Source organism: Edaphobacter modestus (assembly GCF_004217555.1).
GTDB classification, from domain to species: domain Bacteria; phylum Acidobacteriota; class Terriglobia; order Terriglobales; family Acidobacteriaceae; genus Edaphobacter; species Edaphobacter modestus.
In genome coordinates this window covers 5,365,086-5,385,972 of the sequence record NZ_SHKW01000001.1, presented here as the reverse complement: position 1 = coordinate 5,385,972, position 20,887 = coordinate 5,365,086, and the positions used below count along the sequence as shown (strand labels likewise).

Genomic DNA, 20,887 nt, shown 5'->3' with positions numbered 1-20,887 from the left:
ACCATTGCTGGCATCTCTTTATTTTATTCGAGGCCCTCACTTGTCGCCGTTAGCGGGGCATATCGCGATGCAGCGTCTTCACGCGGTATCCCGCGGCCGCCAGTCTTTTTTTCATCTCCTCGGCGATAAACACCGACCGGTGCTGCCCTCCCGTGCATCCAAACGCGACCGTCAGATAGCTCTTGCCTTCCTTGATGTAATGCGGCAGAAGAAACTTCATCAGGTCCGTTGTCCTGTCCAGAAACTCCGCAGTCTGCGGAAAATCGCGCACATACTTTGCAACCTTGGGGTGCTTTCCGGTCAGCTTCCGAAACTCGGGCACAAAGTGTGGATTGGGAAGAAACCGAACGTCGAAGACGAGGTCCGCCTCCGCCGGAACACCATTCTTGAATCCGAAGCTGTTTGAAGAGATCGTCAGGTTGCGGTCGCTGGCCTCACGTTCAAACTGGGCGCCAATGTGCGCGCGCAGATCATGCACCGTGAACTTCGTCGTATCCAGCACAATATCGGCGACGTTGCGAATGGGATCCAGCCGCTTGCGCTCAGCCCGAATCGATTGCAGGACCGTATCGGCACGGCCCATGGGATGGGGGCGGCGCGTCTCAGAGAATCTCCGGATCAGGGCCTCATCGTTGGCTTCCAGATAGAGCACACGCGTAGGTAGGACCCTGCGGACCCTCTTGAGAATTGCGGGAAACTCGTCCAGCCGTATCCCTTCGCGCACATCCACGACCAGTGCGGCACGCTCGATCTCCACCGATTGACGAACCAGATCTGCAAAACGCGGAACCAATTCAAGCGGAAGATTATCGACTGAATAGAAACCAAGGTCCTCAAAGGTTTTTAGCGCGGACAGTTTTCCAGAGCCAGACAGTCCGGTCAGGATGACCAACTCCTTATCCGGCGGCCTCACTGACTTCTTCTTCGTTTGCTTCCGGGGCATGACTGGAATCCTAGCACCAGTCATGCCCCGAAAGGACATGCCGCTATGGAACCTCGATCAGTTCCATCTTGCCATCGCGCTTGCGGTGCAGCACCAATGCCTGACCGCCGTGATCCCGAAAGACGAAGACTTCGCGGTCGCGAAACGCCGCTTCCTTCACCGCTTCTTCAAGAGACATTGGACGCAGGGCTACACCGTCCCTGGAACGGACCAGGTGCGGTTCCACCAGCGGTGTCTCTGAAGGAAAGGAATGGACAAGCATGGGTACAGACTTGCGCGATGAGCCGTTCTTCGTGAGCGACACCTTGGGTGCCTGCTCTACTTCAACGGCAATCGCGCCGTTCTCGGGCTGCGCGAGTGCGACCTGCCGCACGCCCTCTTTCGCATTCCGCTTTATCGTCGTCTTTTTCTTCTTGTGCCGGATGGCCTGCTTTTCGATCGCAGCCAAAGCGTCGCGCAGAGCCATCTCCATATCGGTGGCTTCACAGGCCGCCACCAGCTTGAGGTTTCTCGTCTGCACAGTCAACTCCGCCGTGCGACGGTATTTCTCGGTTGTCAGGATTACGTGTACGCTGCCCGCATCTCCAATGATCTTGGCGATCCGGTCCAGCCCCGCCTCGGTCTGCGCCTTAAGTTTTTTGGTGATCGTTGTCTGTCTACCGGTGTAATCCACGTTCATCGGGGGTACCCTCTTGACGAACATCTTACGCCCGGTTCACCGTACCCGGCGCTGATGGGTACTCGGGATCTGCATATCCTCGCGATACTTCGCCACAGTCCGGCGCGTAACCTGGATTCCCTGCCGCTGCAGCTCCGCCGCAAGCTGGTCGTCCGTCAGGGGTTTGCGCGAATCTTCGTCCTCAATCAGCTTCTTCACCTTGCGCTTGAGCAGGACCAGCGGAAGATCGCCGCCCTCAGGTCCATTCACGCCTTCCGAGAAGAAAAAACGAAGCTCGTACACACCTTGCGGCGTATGCACGTATTTACTCGCCACCGCGCGGCTCACGGTCGACGGATGGACACCGATCTCCTCGGCGACCTCTTTGATCATCATCGGCTTAAGAGCCTCCACCCCGCGCTCCAGAAACTCCGTCTGCCGCCGCACGATCACCTCGCAGGTGCGCACAATCGTATTCTTCCGCTGCTCGATGTTGCGGAGAAGCTGAATCGCCGACTTGTAGCGCTCCTTCACATATTCCTTAACCTCTTTTTCCGTCTGTTTTTCCTGGAGCATTTTGCGGTAATTGTGATTCAGCCGCAGCGCAGGCATGTCTTCGTCATTCACGAGGACAATGAAGTGGTCGTCGCGCTTTACAAACGCCACATCCGGCTCGATCAGCCGCGTCTCCGTATGGTTGTAACGCTGACCGGGACGGGGGTCCAGAGATCGGATGAATTCCACAGCTGCGTTCACCTCCTCCGAGGACCGACCACAGCTGCGCGTCAGTTCGCGCATGTCCTTCTTCTGCAGCAGCGCCAGGCAATTCTCTACGATATGGGAAGCCGTGGTAAAAACATCGGTTCGCTCCATCGAAATTCCGTCCGCGTGGTCCGTGCCGGCCTCGTCTCTATTCCTTGCGCCCGCATCATGGCGCCTGCGCAGCATGATGGCGGCTTCATGGCGCTGGGCACCAATCTGGAGCAGCAAGCACTCCCGCAGATCGCGTGCACCCACTCCCACAGGGTCAAGATTATTGATGACTGAGCGTGCCTCGCGTACAACGGCGAGCAGGAACTCCCGTTCGTCCTCCGAAGAGGCAGCAGCAAGGTCGAGCTTCTGGGCTCCATCGTCCCCGGAATCGTCGTTCGCAGCGTCCGGCCGCCATCCTGAGGTACGGTTTCGCGAACCCTGCTCAAATGGAATAGGTGCCGGGAGGTCCACTATCTGCAGTTGAGAAAGGGAGTCCGCCAGCTCATCGTCCGTGGCTGTCAGGTATCCATTCTCGTTCAGGTTTCCAATCACAAGTTCCGCAGCGGCACGGACCTCGGCGCTCACCGTCAGCGAGCCCAGCTGCCACATCAGATGGTCGCTCAAAGTCCCTGGCTGCGACAGGAAGCTCTCCAGCGAAGGCTTGTCGTACTCCTCAAAGTTGGAGGCAGTTCGATAGCCCGGATCAAGATACTCCTGGAAATAGCTCCCAAAATCAATCTCATCGAAGGGATCCTTCTCCGCACGCTCCCCCTCGGCTGCGACCTCTTCGGCGGAACGCTCCCGGTCTCCCTCGATGCCCGCTCGCTCCTCAAGCGGGATGCCGTTGTCCTCTATCTCCTCCAGCACCGGATTTTCGATGATCTCGGTGTTGATCATCTCCTTGAGCTCAAGCTTGTTCAACGCCAGCACACTGACCATCTGCACCAGCCCAGGAGTAAGCACCTGGCGCTGCGAGACTCTCAGATTCAGCTTGGGTTGCAGGAGCACGTGAGCAGATCCTTGTCAGTTCCTTAAACGTAAGTGAGAGTTGAAAAATGCACCGTTTCAATATTCACGGTACATCGTAATGACTGGGGCGAACGCCTCCAGGCCACTAGTCTACACGTCTGAAAGTTTACTTGGCCTAGTCTACCGCGCCCTGCCTGATCCAGGTTCCTCACCTCCGGGCGCCTCGTTTACAACAGAAGTTGTACCACGGACTAATCCATGGAAAACTTCTCCCCAAGATAGACCTTTCGTACCTCTGGATCCCGGCCGAGATCCACCGGTGTACCCGCTCGAAAGATCTTCCCTTCATTGATGATGTAGGCTCGATCCGTTACCGACAATGTCTCGCGTACATTGTGGTCGGTAATCAGAACGCCGATTCCTGCTCGCTTCAGATCGAAGATAATCTCTTGTAGATCGATCACCGCGATCGGGTCGATGCCCGAAAAAGGCTCATCCAGCAGAATGAACGCCGGATTGATCGCCAGGCAGCGGGCGATCTCCACACGCCTGCGCTCGCCGCCGCTGAGGGCGTAACCGCGCGTCTTCCGCACATGCGAGAGATTCAGCTGCTCAATCAGTTTCTCCGTGCGGGTCCGTCTTCCCTCCCAGCTCTGGTGCTGCGTCTCAAGAACGGCCAGAATATTGTCCTCCACGGTGAGCTTGCGAAAGACGGAAGGCTCCTGCGGAAGATAGCTGATGCCATACTCGCGCGCACGAAGATACATCGGCAGTCGCGTAATGTCGTTTCCGTCAGCCAGGATGCGACCTCCATCCGGCCTCACCAGGCCGACGATCATATAGAAGCTGGTCGTTTTGCCTGCGCCGTTTGGACCCAGCAGACCGACCACCTCTCCCTGTTCGATCTTCAGGCTTACCCCTCGAACTACCTGGCGGCCGCTGTACGACTTCCCAATCTCCTCGGTCGAAAGCGTCCTCATCGTTCTCTCTTCACCCGCGTCTCCGTGCGAACTCTCTGGCCTTTACCGTTCGCATCTCCATTAGAAACCACGACGCTCGCGTCCTGCTCGCGGAAGCGAAGCTCCCGGCCCGTCACAGTGCCTCGGGTCGCATCCATCACCCGGGGCGGCTCCGCCTCAGTCCCGGTCAGGACAAAGACGCCATCGTCTGCCGTGTAGATCAATCGGTCGCCCGTAGCCCGGCGTCCGCTCTGTTCAATCTCGATCTCTCCCTCGACGGCCACGCGCTGCACACCGCCCCCCATAAACCCTGAGCCGGGGGCAGATACCGTGTCCTTTCTCGCCGGTGCTGACTGTAAATAGGCCGTTGCCCGCTGACCTCGCATCACCCCATCCGTGCTCTCCACCTTCACGCCGCCGGTAAACTGCGCCGTGTGAGCCTCATCGGAATAAATCATCTCCCGGCTCGCAATCCGGACCACTGCCGCCTTGTGTAGAAGCCCGGTCGTCGAGGAAGCCGCAGGCACACCTTGTTTCGTCGATCCAGCGCTCGGCAACACCGTCCGTACGGCCATCGCACTTCCATCGCCATGAGCCGTAAGCTGATTCTTCCCCCGGTCAAACTCGAGCACCGGAGCCTCAATCTGCGAACCCCCTTGCCAAAGCCGGGCCGGCTGGCCTTCCAACCCATAGAAGATCGCCATATTACTTGCCTTCTTCAAATCGGCCCGTCCAGCCAGCACGTGGAGAGCATCTCCCTGCGTCCCACTTCGATAGCTCGCCTTTACCGATCCGTCTGCGGCCGCATCTCCCGTCTTCTGCTCTACCGCAACATGGTCGGCCCACAACCTGCCGTCAGCGTTTTGCATCTCGACCAAGCCGCTCAGCATCATTCGCTGCGTTTTGCCGTCATACGTAAGCTTCTCCGCCATCGCACGGTCGCGTTCCATAGCTCCACTTCCCCCAGGCCTGGCAGGAGCCGTGCGCGTTGCAATCACATGACCTTGCTGAACCGCGGTATCAATCTCTCCGGGGACGTCAGAGGAAGACGATCCGCTCGAAGATCCCGATGACGGCCGGCGAATGGCCACATCGAGCCTGTCTCCTGAGCTCGTCTGCACGATGCCGTTCCCGCTCTTCTGTTCAAGTACCGTCGCGCCATTCCCGTGCACCCCATTCAGCCACGACCGTCCGTCCTCGTGAAGGAACTGAGCCGTCAGCACATCTCCCTGCATCGAGCTGGTCCGTACTCCCTTCCCATCTTTCTCCTGCTCCCTCACCACAAGACGAGCATTGCCATTCGCCTTCGCGTCCCTTATCCACGATCTTCCCTTCGCATCGCTGGCCAGAGCCATCTCGACCGTGGCGGCGGTCAGATCTCTTTCGCTTCCCGCACCCTTCGCCCCATTCGCCGGCGCAATACGCTCCTTAAGATGAACCGCCCCCGTAAGGACTGCCTTCTCCACATGTCCCTGCGCATTGAAGGCAGCCACCGCCTCCGCAGCCTCCCCATCTGCCTGCCGTGACGGATCGCTCGCGGTATAGCGCACGTCACCCTTCATCGTCATCGACTGTGGCTTATTCGCGGCGCTCAGCAACATCTCGCCATGCTGGGCTGCTACCTGAGAACCATCGCCTCCGGTCACCCGAACCCCGCCCTCGCCGATCATCCGCTCCGCCGAACCGTCAGGGCGCAGAAGCACCGTAGCCTCCAGAGCCTCTACCGTCTGCCTTGCCCCCTCGCCGTCTCCCTCGCCATTGACGGTCACAAGCTTCGCCTCCGACAGCAGAACACTGTGATTCGTCCGGTTCAGCCTCGCCTGCGATGCTGTCAGCAACAAAGGCCGCCCGTGATCAAGCCCACTCACCATCACCCGCGAGTGCAGCACAAGAATCCCGCTGTCCGCGTTGTAATCGGCGCCTGTCGCGTGTCCCGTCAGGCCGTTGTACTCGAACTCGATCTCCTGATCCGTTGCCGCCAAGCCCAGCTTTTGCTGATACACCAGGCCGCTGGTCTTTACATGGATCAGCGGCGAGTTCTTCAGATCTCCGGCATGCGTCTGGGTGCTGCCTGTCGCCTGCGTCTCCTCCGCAGCGCCAGGCGTCCCCGCCGGAACCTGAAGGTCGAGATGGACCTCCCCCATTGCTTTTACAATTCCCGCCGCCTGATCCAGCTGGAACTCTTTGCCGTAGATCCGATCGGTGCGGTCGCCCTCGCCCTGGCCCTTTCCATAAACCGCGATCGCCACATCGTGCATCGTGTACTGGCCATCCTGGTGCTGGATGGCCTTGGCGGCATGCACCGTGAAGATCGTTCGCCCCTTCACCGTCTGAGACCACGTGAAAGAGTTCGTCTCCTGGCGGATATCCGCGCCAAGCTTGTGTGGAAGCTCCGTAAGAAAGCGGTGAGCGCGATAATGCGCGTAGGCAAGCAGACCTGCAATCACCAAGATCAGGAGGCCCGCACCCGCGAGCAACCACTTCCGCAGCCTCTCTACCGAAACCCGCATCATTAAACCGTCTCTTCTATCTTCTCATTCCTGCAAACACAAATCGCCTAAGTTCGTTCCCACGACCCGCCTGTACACTATCCCCATGGCAGACCAGCTTTACCTCAGCCTCTGGTTCCCTAATTTTCGCTTCGAAGCACTTCCGGCTGCTCTCGTCTCCGTGCTGCGCCAGTTCGCGCTCGTCAGCGGCGAAAAGCGCGTCACCGCGGCCTCCGTCTATCCCATCAGCTTTACCGAGTCCCCCGTCTACCAACGAATCTACGTCAACGACGATCGCGCGCAATCCACAGAAGACTCCATCATCGAGAACGCCGTCGCCGAGGCCACCGAACAGCTCCACGACGACATGGCCTACGAGTTCGAGATGAAGTGGAACCTCTGGATGCCCGAAGGCAACGACACCCCAATCTCCGAGGCTGCTCTCGACACCCTCTGGCGTCCGCACCCGTCCACCGTGAAGATCCTCGGCTTCGGCCCGCACTTCGACCAGGCCACCTACGAGCAGAACGGACACATCCGCGTCGACTTTGGTCTCGATACGCCATGGGTCATGGATGAAGAACAGGAAGAAGTGCTCGACGAAGAGGCGCAGAAGCACGTCCAGCAGAATGTGGAGATGCTGCTCGCCTTTACCCTCTCGGTCGAAAAGAACTGCGGAATCTCCAGCCGTCTCCTCTGGACCGAGTCCGGCGAACCGCTGGCCGAGAAGCTGATCGCACGCCTGCAGCGTCTGAACTGAAACCGGCGCGACTCAAGCTCCCCGCAGTAAAGCCAGCGCGTCTTTATCCTGCCGTCACAATCTCCGAAAAGTCCGCGATCCCTGAGAAGCTCTTCACAATGGAAGCCAGCAGCGCCAGCCTGCTCCTGCGAACCTTCTCATCCGGATCCATCACCATCACCTGCTCGAAGAACGCATCCACCTGAGGCCGCAGCGTGGCCACCGACTCAAGCGCGGCGACGTATTGATGGCTGGCCCTCAGATGCTCGACCTTCTCGCCCACACGCGACGCCTCCAGCTTCAACGCTGCCTGCGCCGGATGGTCAGCCGCGAGCCCGTCCGCGACCGCACCCATGCCCAGTTCGCCCTTCGCCTGCGCCAGAATATTTTTTATCCGTTTGAACGCCGCGCTCACCGCCTCGAAGTCCGCCGAGCTGCGAACGGCCGTTACAGCCTCGGCCCGCGCCACGGCATCGCGCACATCATCGCTGCCGGCTGCGAGCACCGCCTTCACAACGTCGTAGGCCTGCCCCCTCGATTCGCGCAGATAGAACTCAAGCCGCTCGATCAGAAATGCGCGTACTCGCGTCTCCACGGCTTCATTTTCCGTCGCACGACCGGCGACCTCGCTCAAGGTCAGCGGCAGCGAGCTTTCCGCCAGAATCTTTACAATCCCATTCGCCGCCCGGCGCAGCGCAAAGGGATCCTTCGATCCCGTAGGCTCGATCCCCAGGCCAAACATGCCCGCAATCGTGTCCGCCTTATCCGCAATCGAAAGCAGCGAGCCCTCGACCGTACGCGGCACCGAATCTTCCATCGACTCCGGCAGGTACTGGTCATAGATCGCATCGCTCGCCGCAGCCGAAACCCCCTGCGCTCTTGCGTAAAGTCCACCCACCACACCCTGCAGCTCCGTGAACTCTTTCACCAGCTCCGTCGTCAGGTCCGTCTTCGCAAGCGTTGCCGCCTCATCCAGCGCCGCAGCATCCACCCTGCCGCCCCGCGCCGTCACAAGCTCTGCCAACCCCAGCGCAAGGCCACGGACACGTGTCGCCTTGGCTGCATAGCTTCCCAGCTCTTTTTGAAACGTGACGTTCTCCAGCAGCTTCGTCCGCTCCTTCAAAGGAACCCGCTGATCGAACTCCCAGAAGAACCGCGCGTCATTAAACCTCGCCCGCAACACGCGCTCATTTCCATGCCGGATCACCGCCAGCCCCTTATCCTCCGCCTCGGTATTCAGCACTGCGAGAAAGTGTGGTGCCAGCTTACCCGTCTTCTCCTCGACCGCGAGGTACTTCTGGTGGTCGCGCATCACCGTCACCAGCACCTCCTCCGGCAATGCAAGATACTCGGGCTCGAATCCGCCCAGAATCACCGACCGGTCCGAGGCCCACTCCGTCAGGTGCGTCAGCGTATCCACCAGCTCATGGTCTTCGCGCCAACGTGCGCCTTCCTTCGTGCGCGTCACGCGATCCAGCGCCTTGCGAATCTTCTGGCGTCTCGCCTCCACATCGGCGATCACATAGGCGGTGAGCAACGCTTCCTCGTACTTTACCGGAGCCTCCAGCGCAATCGCCGCGTCGCCAAAGAGCACGCGATGCCCGTACGTCACCTTGCCCGCTGCCTTACCGCCAAACGCTACGGGAACAACCTCACTCCCCAGCAGCGCAACCATCCAGCGCACTGGCCGAACAAACCGCTCCGGCTTGCCCGCGCGCCAGTACATGTTCTTCGACCAGTAGATCGCCGCAAGCTCCTTCGGCAGCTCCTCCGCAACGACCTCGGCAGCAGAGCGACCCGCCTTTAAGAGTGTGGCCGCAATGTAATCTCCCTTCGGGGTCGTCACCGTTCGCAGCGCCTCGACAGCCACACCTGCCTTCTTCGCAAAGGCAATGGCTGCAGCAGTTGCGGCACCATCCTTAAAGGCCACCTTCACCGGGGGGCCCATCAGTTCCTCGGCCGCATCCTCCTGCCGCTCGGCCACGTTCGAAACCAGCACCGCCAGCCGCCGCGGCGTCGAAAAGCTCTTCGCAGATGTCCCCGCCCCAACCAGACGCTCGCGCTCCAGCAGCGCACTCACGCGGCGCGCCAACTCCGCCTGAGCCCCGGCAATCATCCGCGCAGGAACCTCTTCCAACCCGATCTCAAAAAGAAAATCCGCCATCGTCTTCCTCAATCCTGTCCCGCTGCCTCTCCTCGAAACTCATTCCCCCAAAGATGAACTGTCATCCTGAGCGGAGCGACTCGCAACCTGCGAGTCGCAGAGTCGAAAGACCTGCGGTTGCTCTTCTCTTCCCGCCATCGCGGCCTCGCCCCGATAAGTGGGAATGAATCCGTCAACTCGCCACGACCACAGGCTCCGCCGCCAACAACTCACCCTGTTCCGCATATGCCTTCGCTACGCCCACCACCAGCGTGCGAATCCGAGCCATCACACCTACGCGCTCCGTCACCGAAATAGCCCCCCGGGCATCCAGCAGGTTGAAGACATGCGAGCACTTCAGCGCCAGCTCATAGGCTCCAAGCACTGGAAAGCGCTTCAGCGTAAGCGCATCCATCTTAGCCAGGCCTTTGGCCTTATCCAGCAACTGCAGGCACTCGGACTCGTAAAGCTTCAGGTGTTCCCACAGCTTCGAAACATCGGCGTAATCGAAGCTGTACGCCGAGAACTGTTCCTCTTCCGCCAGCCGCATCTCGCCATAGGTCACCCTGCGGCCCGTGTCCGGTTCAACCGCCCACACAATGTCGTAGATCGAATCGACATCCTGCAGAAACCCGGCGATCCGCTCGAGACCATACGTAATCTCGCCGCAGATCGGATCGAGATCCATGCCGCCGCACTGCTGAAAGTAGGTGAACTGGGTAATCTCGAGGCCGTCCAGCATCACCTGCCAGCCCACCCCCCAGGCGCCGCCCACCGGCCACTCCCAGTTATCCTCTTCGAACTTAATATCGTGCTCGCGCAGGTTGATTCCCACCGCTTCGAGCGACTCCAGGTACAGCTCCTGGATCCGTTCCGGCGGAGGCTTCAGAATCACCTGGAGCTGCGTATGCCGGAAGAGCCGATTGGGGTTCTCCCCGTATCGGCCGTCCGCCGGCCGCCGTGAGGGCTGTGCATACGCGATTCGAACCGGCTTGGGACCAAGAACCCGCAAAAACGTATCCGGGGACATGGTTCCCGCCCCCACCTCGACGTCATAGGGTTGCTGGAGCACACACCCCTGCTCGGCCCAGAATCTTTGCAGCCTGAACAGAAGCTCCTGAAACGTAAGCGGTTTCTTCACATCTTTGCCTGTAACCAAGCTCTTCTCACCACCATTGCAATCGGTTTTTCGATTCTAAATGGTTTGCATCGTACCCTTCCCGCCGACCCGGAAGAAGACTCCGAAAAATAAATCACTCTGGATCGAGGCTCAACCCTTCTTTATTCCTCCGCCCTCGCAGCCAAACCAGCTCCGAACGCCCCGAGGCTGTCAAGTCAAAATCCTCCCAAGTAAAACAAACTAAATGACATTTATGTGCCGTTTAGTTTTATCGGGCTTAGTAAAATGGAAACAGCAGCAAATGTTGGGGAGAATACGGGTGCGACCTTCCTTCCTGTGCAATTCTCAGCGAAGCTATCGTCTTTCCCTGCGTGCGCCAGATTTGTCGATCTGAAGCTGACAGATAAGGCCAGCTATCGTACAAACGGGTATTCAGACCACAAACTGCTCAAAATAAAGTTTTTATAAATAAAGTATTTGTTTTGAATATTTTACAAGAACATCTTGCGCGTAAACAACACATGATAAATACTTTATCGAAAATGATATGGGGGTGGGTACTGCGAGAAAGGTCGCTTCAACGAAGAGATTTATCCTAGGACTCTCTCCTTTAGATTGAAAATACAAAAAACTGGAAACTATATTTTTACAAGCTCGCGCGGATGGAGACCAAGGCACTTCTATACCTAAATTTGATCATATATAAAGACTTAGCCTCTAATTCTCGTGATGAGAAAAACGTTCGAAGAGTATTTTCCTATGGTTGAACATATTTTTCTAATTTCTCTTTCCATATTGTGGTATATTTCTCTTACGGGATGAAGGACAGGCAATCCCGGAGACATTAGCAGCCTCGAGAGCAACCCCCTCGGCTGACACAAGTTGCGTCACTGGCCTCCCGGCACGGACAATGTTCGTGCCGTCTTTTTTTGCTCGAAACGCCTCTATTGATTAACATGAACGCATGAAGCGGATTCTCGGACTGTTGGCACTTGGACTCATAACGATTGCAGCCTCTGCGCAGTGGAGTAATCCTGCGGCGGACATTCCCGCCTACAACGCAAAGCCTCCGGCGAAGCCGCTTCCCGCAATCCTCTCCGGAGAGCAGCTGACAGGACCATACTTCTCGCATCCGTATCAGGTCACCGTCTATAAGATGGCGGCGAAGATTCCCGCCGTTCTGCATCAGCAACCCTGCTACTGCCACTGCGATCGGGCCATGGGACATAACAGCCTGCACAGCTGCTTTGAGGGAACCCACGGCGCAGCATGCTCAACCTGCATGCAAGAGGCGGTCTACGCCTATCAACAGACCCGGAAGGGAAAGACTCCCGCGCAGATTCGCGCCGGAATTGAGCGCGGCGATTGGCAGGACGTCAAACTCGAAGACGCTTCCCTGTAAACGTCGCTGGAACAGCGCTCGATCGGACACGATATCCTCATTCCATGAGCTGGTTCGTCTGGGCAGTCCTTTCCGCCGTCTTCGCAGCCGCGACTGCCCTTCTGGCCAAGGTCGGCGTCACTGGAATTGATTCCAACCTTGCTACCGCCATACGCACAACGGTCATCGTTGCCTTTACCTGGGCCATCGCGCTCAGTCTTGAGTCACATCACGAGATCTCTCAGATCTCTCCGCGAAGTTGGGTTTTTCTGGTCCTCTCAGGAATCGCAACTGGATTGTCGTGGCTCTGCTACTTTCGAGCACTCCAGCTTGGCCCCGCGTCGAGCGTCGCGCCCGTCGATAAATTGAGCGTGGTTCTGGTCATCCTGGGAGCATGGATATTTCTGGGTGAGAGGCTAACACCGCTGAAGATCGGCGGAGCATCTCTCATCGCCATCGGAGCCGTGATCCTGGCCTTCGCTTGATGGACCTCGCCCAAACGCGGCCAAATCCCGTATTTTCGCGCGCGGTATAATGGAGATAGTTCTTTGCACGGCCCAATGCAATGTTGGTGCCAGCTCCAGATGGGGGCGTCACGGCTTCGACGGGATTGCTTGCGGCAGAGAGGCATGCCGGGGTGTGAACACCCGTAATCGCTCACAAAACTATAAGTGCCGAACCTCAATTCGCGCTTGCTGCTTAATTAACTAAGTAGCCGATCGCTCGGGCTTCGCCTACGGGCCCGTACCGATCGTCGCACAGTAGGCTGGCCAAACCTGCTCCGCCTGCGCGGGAATGGCGAGATCGATCAGGCTGGTCGTCGTCGCATCTTCGTCCGTTCTAAGCGACGATGACGAGACAAGATGAACTGGAAAAAGCATGAAGGCTCTCTGTTGAAGGTTTTTTCGGACGCGGGTTCGACTCCCGCCGCCTCCACCAAGTTTTTTATTATCATTAATTAACTGTTGCGATACAGAGATATATAGAACCGCACAGCGGCTTCGCACTTACGCTTCAGCAAATTCTTGATGGAAAAGGACTCAGGCCATTGCACGATTCGGCCTCTGTTTCCCTGCCATAAAAACCATTCACCTACAGCGATAGTCGAGATGCCGATCCTTTGTTGCGGCCCAGAGCGTTATAACTTGGAATCATCCAGGTGTTACGGGGTTCCGGGTGCCACGCAGCGCGAAAGACCCGAACTCTTCCCTGAAATAGCGTTAATGGCAATCATCTCCATCGTGTCCGACGATCCATGCCGCACCTAGTGAATGACACACCGCAGGCAATTGTTTACAAGACCGTAAGAGTGACGCTAGCAGTTACCGATGACGAAACGTAATCCACCGACTATAGCGCAATACTTGAGTCAAGCTTTGGAAACCTTAGAGTAGATCTTAAGCGACTTGAGCGCGGGCATCTTACCCCGCTTGCGAAGTAGTGGCTTCTTCGAAGCTGGCCGCACAGGAGCGGTAAGCGATTTCTTAGTAACGGCTGCCATTGACGCAGGGAGAGTGTAAGATACCGTGACTCCAGTGACGTCCGCGATCTTCGTCCTGATTTCCTCCAAGACCCTGTTCGTGTCGTCGGGAATAAGGTCGGGAGATTGTTTCACTTTCTTGCGGAAGCGCAGGTATGCCGATTGAATGATCGAGGCAGTCGCATTGTCATCGTTGATCGTGACGCTGAGTTCGCTATAAGCCTGCTGCAGATCCGCAACCTCGTACCAAGTCTGGTGCTCAGCGTTGTACTCTATGGTGAAGACGAAGTATGGATAGTCACGGATTGGCATGCCAGTGCTGTCATCGACCAATTGATCGTCGTTATCTACGCGGAACTTTGACTTGTCGACCGTGCTCGCATCAGCCCGGATCACCACGAAATAGCCAGTCGTGGGAGCATCGTAAGTTTTGACGAGACCGATCTCCAGGCGCGTGTCCTGGTCGGTGTCCGTAACCGCTTCAATGCCTTTCTTAAGAGTGTCAATGAAGGGTTTGACTGCAGCCACATAGGCTCCCTGGCCTGCAGCGGTGGCGACTGTAGACAGCATATCGAGGAACGGTCCCGACAGATCGGCGGACTTAATCGAGAAAAGGCCGATCTTTACGTTCAGGTCACCTCCCATATAAGGAACTGGCCCGAACAATGGGTAATTCAGGGAGATGATCCGATTCGCGTGCTTCGGATCGGCATTCTGCAGCTGGTTCGGTGACGTAAACATGCTGACATCGACACTTCCCCCGCCGAAGCGCGGAACCGAGATGTAGCCGTGCACTGCGCCGTAGAATTCGCTCCACCCTTCTCGGATGTTGTCGATGCGCCACGTCTTAAGAAAGATCCGAACATAGCCTGCCTTCGGGACGAGCGCTGTATGATCGAGGCCGCTCCTCGTCTTGTTACCAGGAATTTCTGCGTAGATGTAATCACTAGATTTCTTATCCCACAAGTCCCACCAAGACATAAATCCTCCACCACGTTAGGAATCGTTAGTTCCGGAAAATCGGAGAGATCAGAAAAATAGCCCACTTCCGTCCTGTGGTCAATCAAAGATTCCTGTGGCATGGGCCACGCGGAAAAAGCGGAACTCTTTCCGTGTTCTTCGAGCAAACTTCACTGCAGGATGCTCATCGAGAGCTGAATCAACGGCGCCTCGGTTTGACCGATCTAATCTTGTGCGAGATTTTGCAAGCAGTCCGTGCCGACTCAACCTTCACGCGCGTCAGGCGTAACCTGTCCAACTTCGAGGTATTCGACACTGGAGGTGAGGCGCTGGCAGTAGCCCCCCGCTCAGAACTATCGTTCCCTTCGATCACGCGGCCATACGGTCCGCACGACCATCGACTGCCTAAACGCGACTTTCTGTCTGACCGAGGGGCATTCCCTCCTCCATCGCGACCACGACTTCGACCCGTTCGAGAAGCACCTCGGCCTTAGAGTTGTTCACCCTTAAGGCTCGGGACGCCTCATGGGCCATCCACACAGCAAGTCTGGCCGTCCCTTCTTTCAACTATCCGTACACGCTTTTCTCTTTTCATCGCAGTCGCAGTCCAAAGACCTCCTGGTTCGCGAGTTCCCTTCTCCGTTCAAGAAATGGCGTTGATCGCTTTGCCGTCTCGAAAGAGATCCAGGAGGGACTGCAATCCAAAGGCAGAGGCCGAATGTACATGATTTGAACAGTTGCTGCTAGTTGATCGCTTTCACCGCTCTACCACTTTCAATCGTAAGCTAGCGCTCCGCCTCTGTGTATGACTGCCTGCGAGTGTGGAGTCTCCACAGACAGTGCCAAACGCGCTTGCTATCGCGGGTAGTTCAGGGAGCAAACGCACTGCTGGCAGGTGGGATTGCTGGCAATCTTCAGGCGGCTTCGGAAGGAGAGGCCCACTTCCGTATTGATCGCCTCTTCCAGCGTCAGTTGGTGTGCATTGCCAATCGGCGGATGAAAGAAGCAGGGACGAACACTCCCATCTACGTCGATTACCGCAGAGACCCACGGGGCATTGCAGATTGGAGACATCGGTGGCGTACCTTCAATTCGTTCTCGAAAGCGAGCCCCGATTTTCCGCAACTTCGCATTCCCTTCTTTGATGAAGCCCTTGTCGATATCTTCCTGATGCATCTGGATCAGAAGCTCGATCTCTTCATCCAGTTCGATCAACTCTGCTGGACTAAGCGAAATTTCGTCCTGCCTCTCCGCGGTCCATCGCTCCTCCCGGTTGAAAGCTGCCGATGAGATGTCCGCGGCGAGGAAGGAAATGCTATTGAGTTCAAGAGACCTGGCGGCTGAGACCGCGGCGCGAAGCTGTGTATGGTTTAGTTTTTGCACAGTTGTCCGGCAGGATATTGGTATCTCAGGCCGACGCTCGCGTATTTCCAACACGCCCTTCTGGATAGCCTGAAAGGCACCGGAGACACGACGAATCCGATCATGAACATCCGGCGGGCCATCGATAGAGATAATGATGTCGTCAATACCCGCTTCAACAATACTCGCCTTCTTTTGCAGCAAGAGCCCTGTCGTGAGTAATGTGATGCGAATGCCAAGATCGCGAAAGAACGTGCAGATCGCGTCCAACTCACGATTGAGCAGAGGTTCCCCTCCGGACAGTACAACATGCTGCACGCTGAGCCTGCGTATCGATTCTCGATGCCGTTCTAGGTCGGTGGCATGGCTCTCACGCCCATCCTTTCTCTGCCAGATATCGCACATCACGCAGCGGCAATTGCACTGACTATGAATATTAAGCAGCAGGATCGGAAGCCTGGCGAGGCGCGATCCCTCGAGATGTGTAGGCAGAGCAGGTTGAATACTATAGAGTTCCGAGATAACGCACCTCCCTTCCTGCGAGCAGCAGTTTCTCCGGGTGGAGAACGCTCTCTGCAGCTTCGAAAAGATCCTGCAAGGACGACCGAATCCAGCGTTGGTGACCAGCCACCTCGATAAGCTCCATACCGGAGCGGAGATCATACGGCAAGCGTGCGAACAGAGGAGGAGATGCCATCTGAACTCGCCCCTCGAGCAGAACCAACTCAACGTCGCTAAAGGCGAGGTTCGAGAGGGTGCGGGCAGGCGAACCATGTTGGACACGGACTGCGATTAGATCGGCCACGCCGGATTCCACGATGCGTCCCTGACCATCTTTCAAATGAAACATCTCAGCAGGGCCGGTGGTAATCATGCTGTAAATCAGGTTTGGATCGAGTCCGATCTCGGCATGAAGGGAGCGAACCTCATCGAGCAGATCGCCAGCGGCAGTGATCGGTGAGTCGCTCCCGAGCGCCACTCGCTCGATGGAAGTAAGCAACTCGCACGAAAGCGTCTCTGCGAAGAGGAAGCGGTTTGACGTGGGACAGACGACCACGGAAGCGCCACGCCGGTTGATCAACGCTATCTCCTCTGTCGTGCATGCCAGCCCATGAACGAGCACGGCGCGTTCATCCAGCACATGCATTGCGTTCAGTTGAGAGATTTCGTTCCGGCTTTCTTCATCTAGGCCCTCTGCCGCGTGCAGGATGAACGGGCGGTCCTGCGGCGTAGCCTGAAATTTCTGGGCCAGCTGTTGGTCGAATGCGAGTGAGTGCGACCAGCCGAAGTGATGGAGAACGCGCACAGGAAAGTCGGGACGAGTCAGTTCTGTGTGCAGAGGGTTGTGATGACAGACGGTTGTGATGCCGCAGAGTAGATTCCGAATCGCTCCCCACCGCAAATGGGTTGCCTGCGGGATCTGCCTGTACTGGGCGATGATGCTGGAGTGAACCCGATGAATCTCCTTAGCCCATTCTGTAGCGTTTCGATAGGGAGGACCAACTGCAGGGCGCCCAAGCTTTGGGAACAATCCAAACTCGAGATGTTCGTGCGCATTAATCAGCCCCGGAAGAAGGAAATAGCCAGCCAAATCGAGTTTCGGCGCTGACTCATCAACGGCTTCATGAAGAGACACAATGTGTCCATCTTCAATTAGGACCGCTCCATCTCTCCAGGCGACGGGGCTAAGGGCTATGGGCGCATTGGCAAGCTGAAGAGTGCTGCTTGCGCGAGGAGCTTGACCCGACAGAGATGGCATTCGTTTTTGCAATTTCAGGATGTAGATTGCAGGCACACCAGAGAGTTCTTCATACTTCGCCAACTTCCCTGCGCTTTCGAATACAGAGCCCTCACACGTTTCGAATGAGGGCTCATTGAGAACTCGTGGGTCGAAACCATGGCGGCGAAAGACCGCAATGATCTCGTCGATGGAACGAGAATGAGCTGCGATTTGGATCTTTTCCCCATCAAGATGAAAGCTCCGTGTCCAGCCTCGTTCCGCCGCTGTCAGGGGATGCATGTCGGAGATAAGCAGCCATCCATCTGGTCGAAGGATGCGCCTGCACTCGCGTGCGAATTGCTCCAGATCATCGAGATAGCTAAGTACAAAAGAGGCCAGGACAATGCCCCTGGAGCCATCCTCTCCCGGCAGCACGGAACACTGGCTGAGCTCAAGTGTCGTCGTGGGGCGGACTTTCGATCTGGCACGCTCCAGCATGATCGTGGAGCAATCGATCCCGATGAGCGAGCCCGGCTCGAGTACTTCCAGCCTTCTAAGCCAACGCCCCGTACCGCAGCCGACATCCAGCACGTCCTCGCCGCTCAGAGGTGGCAGCAGGGGTGTGACGCACCGCTCTTCAAGCATCAGCAGAGGGTTGGACTGTGCATCATATACCTGAGCCCAGAGATCGAAGATGTGGCTTTCCGGTTGAACCGGTGAGCGGGCCATCGTTTCAGTGGATGTCTTCACAGGCTCTCTCGTTTGGGTTTGCGCAGAGCGATGAACTGGCTGGCAAGATGAAGCTCGAAAGGAAATTTATAGATGTGCAAAGCATAACGCCACGCGCTAAGAACCTGCAGGAATATACGGCTCCAGCGCGGAGCGCGAATATCCTGAACCGTGGGCCAGCGCGAACCGATGACGATCTCGAAGTTGTCGATGAGTTTCTTGGTGCGGCGCTTCAGCCATGGAGCGTTGGTATCGATGCGCAGAGTAAAGTTCATCCACTCCTTCGTTGCCCACCCAGCCGGCGAATCAGGGAATGGGACGTCAACCTTGCCGTACATCTCGCCACCCGCAGCGTGTGGCTGAGGCGTGGGAGTGTAGTGCTGAATGATGATCTCCGAATCCGGATTGATACGTTTGATCCTGCGAATGAATCGTAGCGTCTCGCGTGTGTCCCGGTCCGGATCGTTGGGATTTCCAATGACAAAGGAAAACTCCGGAATGATGCCGAACTCACGGGTTCTTCTGGCGACTTCCAGGGTCTGTTGCGTAGTGATGCCCTTCTGCATTTCCTCGAGTACCCAGTCGGAGCCGGACTCGGCACCGAAGAAGATCATCGCGCATCCAGCCCGTTTAATCGCGGCAAATGTTTCGTCCGAATAGCGAGACATGATGTCGACACGAGCTTCACACCACCAGCGGAGGTTTAAATGCGCCATGCGATCGCAGAGTTCTCGAGCGTGATCTTCGCGTAGGAAGAAGTTCATATCGTAGAACTGAACCGAATCCGCTCCGTAACGTTCCACAAGATGAGTAAGAATAGCGACCGTACGTTCGGGCGACTCCATCTTTTCCTTGTTGCCGTAGGCCGCATGAACGCCACAAAAACTACAGTTGAAGGGACAGCCGATGCTCGCATGGTGAACGGCGGTACGTTTTCCGAAGAAGGACGGTCGCAAGTATTTTTCGACCGGAAGGCGATGGAATGGAGACCATGGAAACTCATTCGGTCCCTTCATGGGTCTCTCTCCGTTGTCATGACGCAGGCCAAACATATCCTTGTAGGAAAGACCTTTTACTGAGTCGAGAGAGCGCTTGCCGCGAAGGGCATCGAGAAGCTCAATGAGGGTGTCCTCTCCCTGCCCTCGAACGACGTAATCCACGTAACGTGCGTTGAGCGCAGCATCCGGGTAGATGGACGGGAAGTAACCGCCCCAGCAGATGGGGACCTCCGGATGAAGACGGCGAATCTCGCGAGACGTCTCCATCGCAGCTACCATCTGGGGCCCTGGCATCGTCGAGACGCCCAGCAGTTGAATCTTATGCTGTGCAATAAGTTGCAGGATGCGTGCGACCGGATCGTCCTCGAGGTTTCCATCAACAATCTCGTACTCTTCTCTGCCCTCGAGCACCGCGGCAAGCGCGAGAACGGCAAGAGGCAGCCTTCGGTTCCGAGGCCGGGTAGCACGTGGGTGATAGAGGATGATCATGCACTCACCGATGCAGCATATATGCGGAATTGAGATGGAGGACGACGGCCTGCGAGTCTTGCTCGGAGCGGCCGGAGGGACCAGCGAACTCCATAGAAGGGTCTTATGATGCTCCACTCCAACTCGAACCTGTCTTGCAGACGCCGCAGACGATCTGGAGTGAGATATTCGAGGCTCGGGATCGAGTCTGAGGAAAAACCGTATGTTGCGTTGAAATGCTTGTGCTTTTCCTCCACCATTCTCCTGCCGCTATCTTCCTCTGCGTACCATGGCGTGTCGGCAATTACGATGGTGCCGCCCGAGCGTGTGCAACGCGAAGCTTCCTCAAATGTGCGTTCGTAGTCCTCGGAGTAATGGAACGATGCGTTAAAGATCACGAGGTCGAAGGTGGATGATGCGAACGGGAGTCGGTCGAGCTCCGCCTGAACGCGAGGAAACAAGGGATGGATGCGTCCACTGTAGTGGATGGCCGCACCAAGACCGTCGCGATCGTTTGTCAAGAGATCGACCGCGACGGGAAGATGGCCCTGAAGCGCTAGCCGATAACTCATCCAACCGTTGCCCGCGCCCAGGTCGAGGATGCGAAGGGGGCGCTCATTGAGTTTGGCAAGGGGCGACAGGATGCATCGCTCAATCGTGCGAAAGGTGTGTGCTCGTATCATCCACTGATCGGCATTGCGGCCGGATACATCCTCGTACGGCAAGCTGAGATAGTACTCCGCTGCAGTGCTGCCCCGCCCTTCGGCTGCACGGATGAACTCATACTCCTCGATGAAGCTACGGAAGTTATCGGCTCGCTGAGGAGAGAGCGTTCGCCATATTCCGTCTCGATATTGCGTTGCAGTCGTACAACCAGGACACACACGGGTGCCGGAACCGCTCCGAGTCTGTAAGGTCATCTCCGCGAGCGAGCCGCCGCATTGCCAACACAGAAGTGTGATTGTCTGGTGCGCGTACGATTCTTCGGCCGGATCGCTTGCGTTTATTTGCTCCAT

Annotated in this window: 15 protein-coding genes and 1 other RNA gene; 4 read left to right on the top strand and 12 right to left on the bottom strand. The window is 57.1% G+C overall.

All coding sequences use genetic code 11. The features are described from left to right. Positions 1–49: 49 nt before the first annotated feature. The 5 genes from rapZ to BDD14_RS22595 form a co-directional block, all read right to left on the bottom strand. Positions 50–943, bottom strand: a complete 894-nt coding sequence (gene rapZ / locus BDD14_RS22615) for an RNase adapter RapZ (protein WP_130421458.1) — start codon at positions 941–943, stop codon at positions 50–52. A 43-nt stretch (positions 944–986) separates the two neighbouring features. Beyond that, positions 987–1,622 carry a ribosome hibernation-promoting factor, HPF/YfiA family gene (gene hpf / locus BDD14_RS22610; protein ID WP_130421456.1) on the bottom strand — a complete coding sequence of 212 codons (636 nt, stop codon included), beginning with the start codon at positions 1,620–1,622 and terminating at the stop codon, positions 987–989. Positions 1,623–1,658: 36 nt separating this feature from the next. Further along, positions 1,659–3,362 (bottom strand): RNA polymerase factor sigma-54, encoded by a 1,704-nt coding sequence (gene rpoN / locus BDD14_RS22605; RefSeq protein ID WP_130421454.1) that lies wholly within the window; start codon positions 3,360–3,362, stop codon positions 1,659–1,661. A 212-nt stretch (positions 3,363–3,574) separates the two neighbouring features. Next, positions 3,575–4,303, bottom strand: a complete 729-nt coding sequence (lptB, locus tag BDD14_RS22600) for an LPS export ABC transporter ATP-binding protein (RefSeq protein ID WP_130421452.1) — start codon at positions 4,301–4,303, stop codon at positions 3,575–3,577. Continuing rightward, positions 4,300–6,795, bottom strand: coding sequence for an LptA/OstA family protein (locus BDD14_RS22595; RefSeq protein WP_130421450.1), 2,496 nt, complete (start codon positions 6,793–6,795; stop codon positions 4,300–4,302). Before BDD14_RS22595 ends, lptB begins: the two co-directional genes overlap by 4 nt. A gap of 82 nt (positions 6,796–6,877) precedes the next feature. Here BDD14_RS22595 and BDD14_RS22590 point away from each other — a divergent pair, with 82 nt between their 5' ends. After that, positions 6,878–7,531 (top strand): hypothetical protein, encoded by a 654-nt coding sequence (locus tag BDD14_RS22590; RefSeq protein ID WP_130421448.1) that lies wholly within the window; start codon positions 6,878–6,880, stop codon positions 7,529–7,531. Positions 7,532–7,574: 43 nt separating this feature from the next. Here BDD14_RS22590 and glyS read toward each other — a convergent pair whose 3' ends face one another. Both glyS and BDD14_RS22580 read right to left on the bottom strand, forming a co-directional pair. Continuing rightward, positions 7,575–9,674, bottom strand: a complete 2,100-nt coding sequence (glyS, locus tag BDD14_RS22585) for a glycine--tRNA ligase subunit beta (RefSeq protein ID WP_130421446.1) — start codon at positions 9,672–9,674, stop codon at positions 7,575–7,577. 172 nt (positions 9,675–9,846) lie between these two features. Next, positions 9,847–10,812, bottom strand: a complete 966-nt coding sequence (locus BDD14_RS22580; protein ID WP_130421444.1) for a glycine--tRNA ligase subunit alpha — start codon at positions 10,810–10,812, stop codon at positions 9,847–9,849. A gap of 925 nt (positions 10,813–11,737) precedes the next feature. Here BDD14_RS22580 and BDD14_RS22575 point away from each other — a divergent pair. The 3 genes from BDD14_RS22575 to ssrA all read left to right on the top strand — a co-directional run bounded on the left by BDD14_RS22575 (position 11,738) and on the right by ssrA (position 13,093). After that, positions 11,738–12,175 carry a CYCXC family (seleno)protein gene (locus BDD14_RS22575; protein WP_130421442.1) on the top strand — a complete coding sequence of 146 codons (438 nt, stop codon included), beginning with the start codon at positions 11,738–11,740 and terminating at the stop codon, positions 12,173–12,175. A gap of 44 nt (positions 12,176–12,219) precedes the next feature. Beyond that, entirely contained in the window at positions 12,220–12,639 is a 420-nt protein-coding gene (locus BDD14_RS22570; RefSeq protein ID WP_130421440.1) for an EamA family transporter, read from the top strand. Between the two features lie 101 nt (positions 12,640–12,740). After that, positions 12,741–13,093: a transfer-messenger RNA gene (ssrA, locus tag BDD14_RS22565) on the top strand. 430 nt (positions 13,094–13,523) lie between these two features. Here the strand turns inward: ssrA and BDD14_RS22560 are convergent. The 5 genes from BDD14_RS22560 to BDD14_RS22535 form a co-directional block, all read right to left on the bottom strand. Further along, positions 13,524–14,615, bottom strand: coding sequence for a hypothetical protein (locus tag BDD14_RS22560; RefSeq protein WP_130421438.1), 1,092 nt, complete (start codon positions 14,613–14,615; stop codon positions 13,524–13,526). Positions 14,616–15,449: 834 nt separating this feature from the next. Next, positions 15,450–16,448, bottom strand: coding sequence for a radical SAM protein (locus tag BDD14_RS22550; protein ID WP_278045530.1), 999 nt, complete (start codon positions 16,446–16,448; stop codon positions 15,450–15,452). A 13-nt stretch (positions 16,449–16,461) separates the two neighbouring features. Continuing rightward, positions 16,462–18,426 carry a methyltransferase domain-containing protein gene (locus tag BDD14_RS22545; protein WP_130421436.1) on the bottom strand — a complete coding sequence of 655 codons (1,965 nt, stop codon included), beginning with the start codon at positions 18,424–18,426 and terminating at the stop codon, positions 16,462–16,464. Continuing rightward, positions 18,423–19,892: a B12-binding domain-containing radical SAM protein gene (locus tag BDD14_RS22540; protein WP_130421434.1), complete on the bottom strand. Its 1,470-nt coding sequence runs from the start codon at positions 19,890–19,892 to the stop codon at positions 18,423–18,425. Before BDD14_RS22540 ends, BDD14_RS22545 begins: the two co-directional genes overlap by 4 nt. Then, on the bottom strand, positions 19,889–20,887 hold the full coding sequence (locus tag BDD14_RS22535; protein WP_242618135.1) for a class I SAM-dependent methyltransferase: 999 nt from the start codon (positions 20,885–20,887) through the stop codon (positions 19,889–19,891). Before BDD14_RS22535 ends, BDD14_RS22540 begins: the two co-directional genes overlap by 4 nt.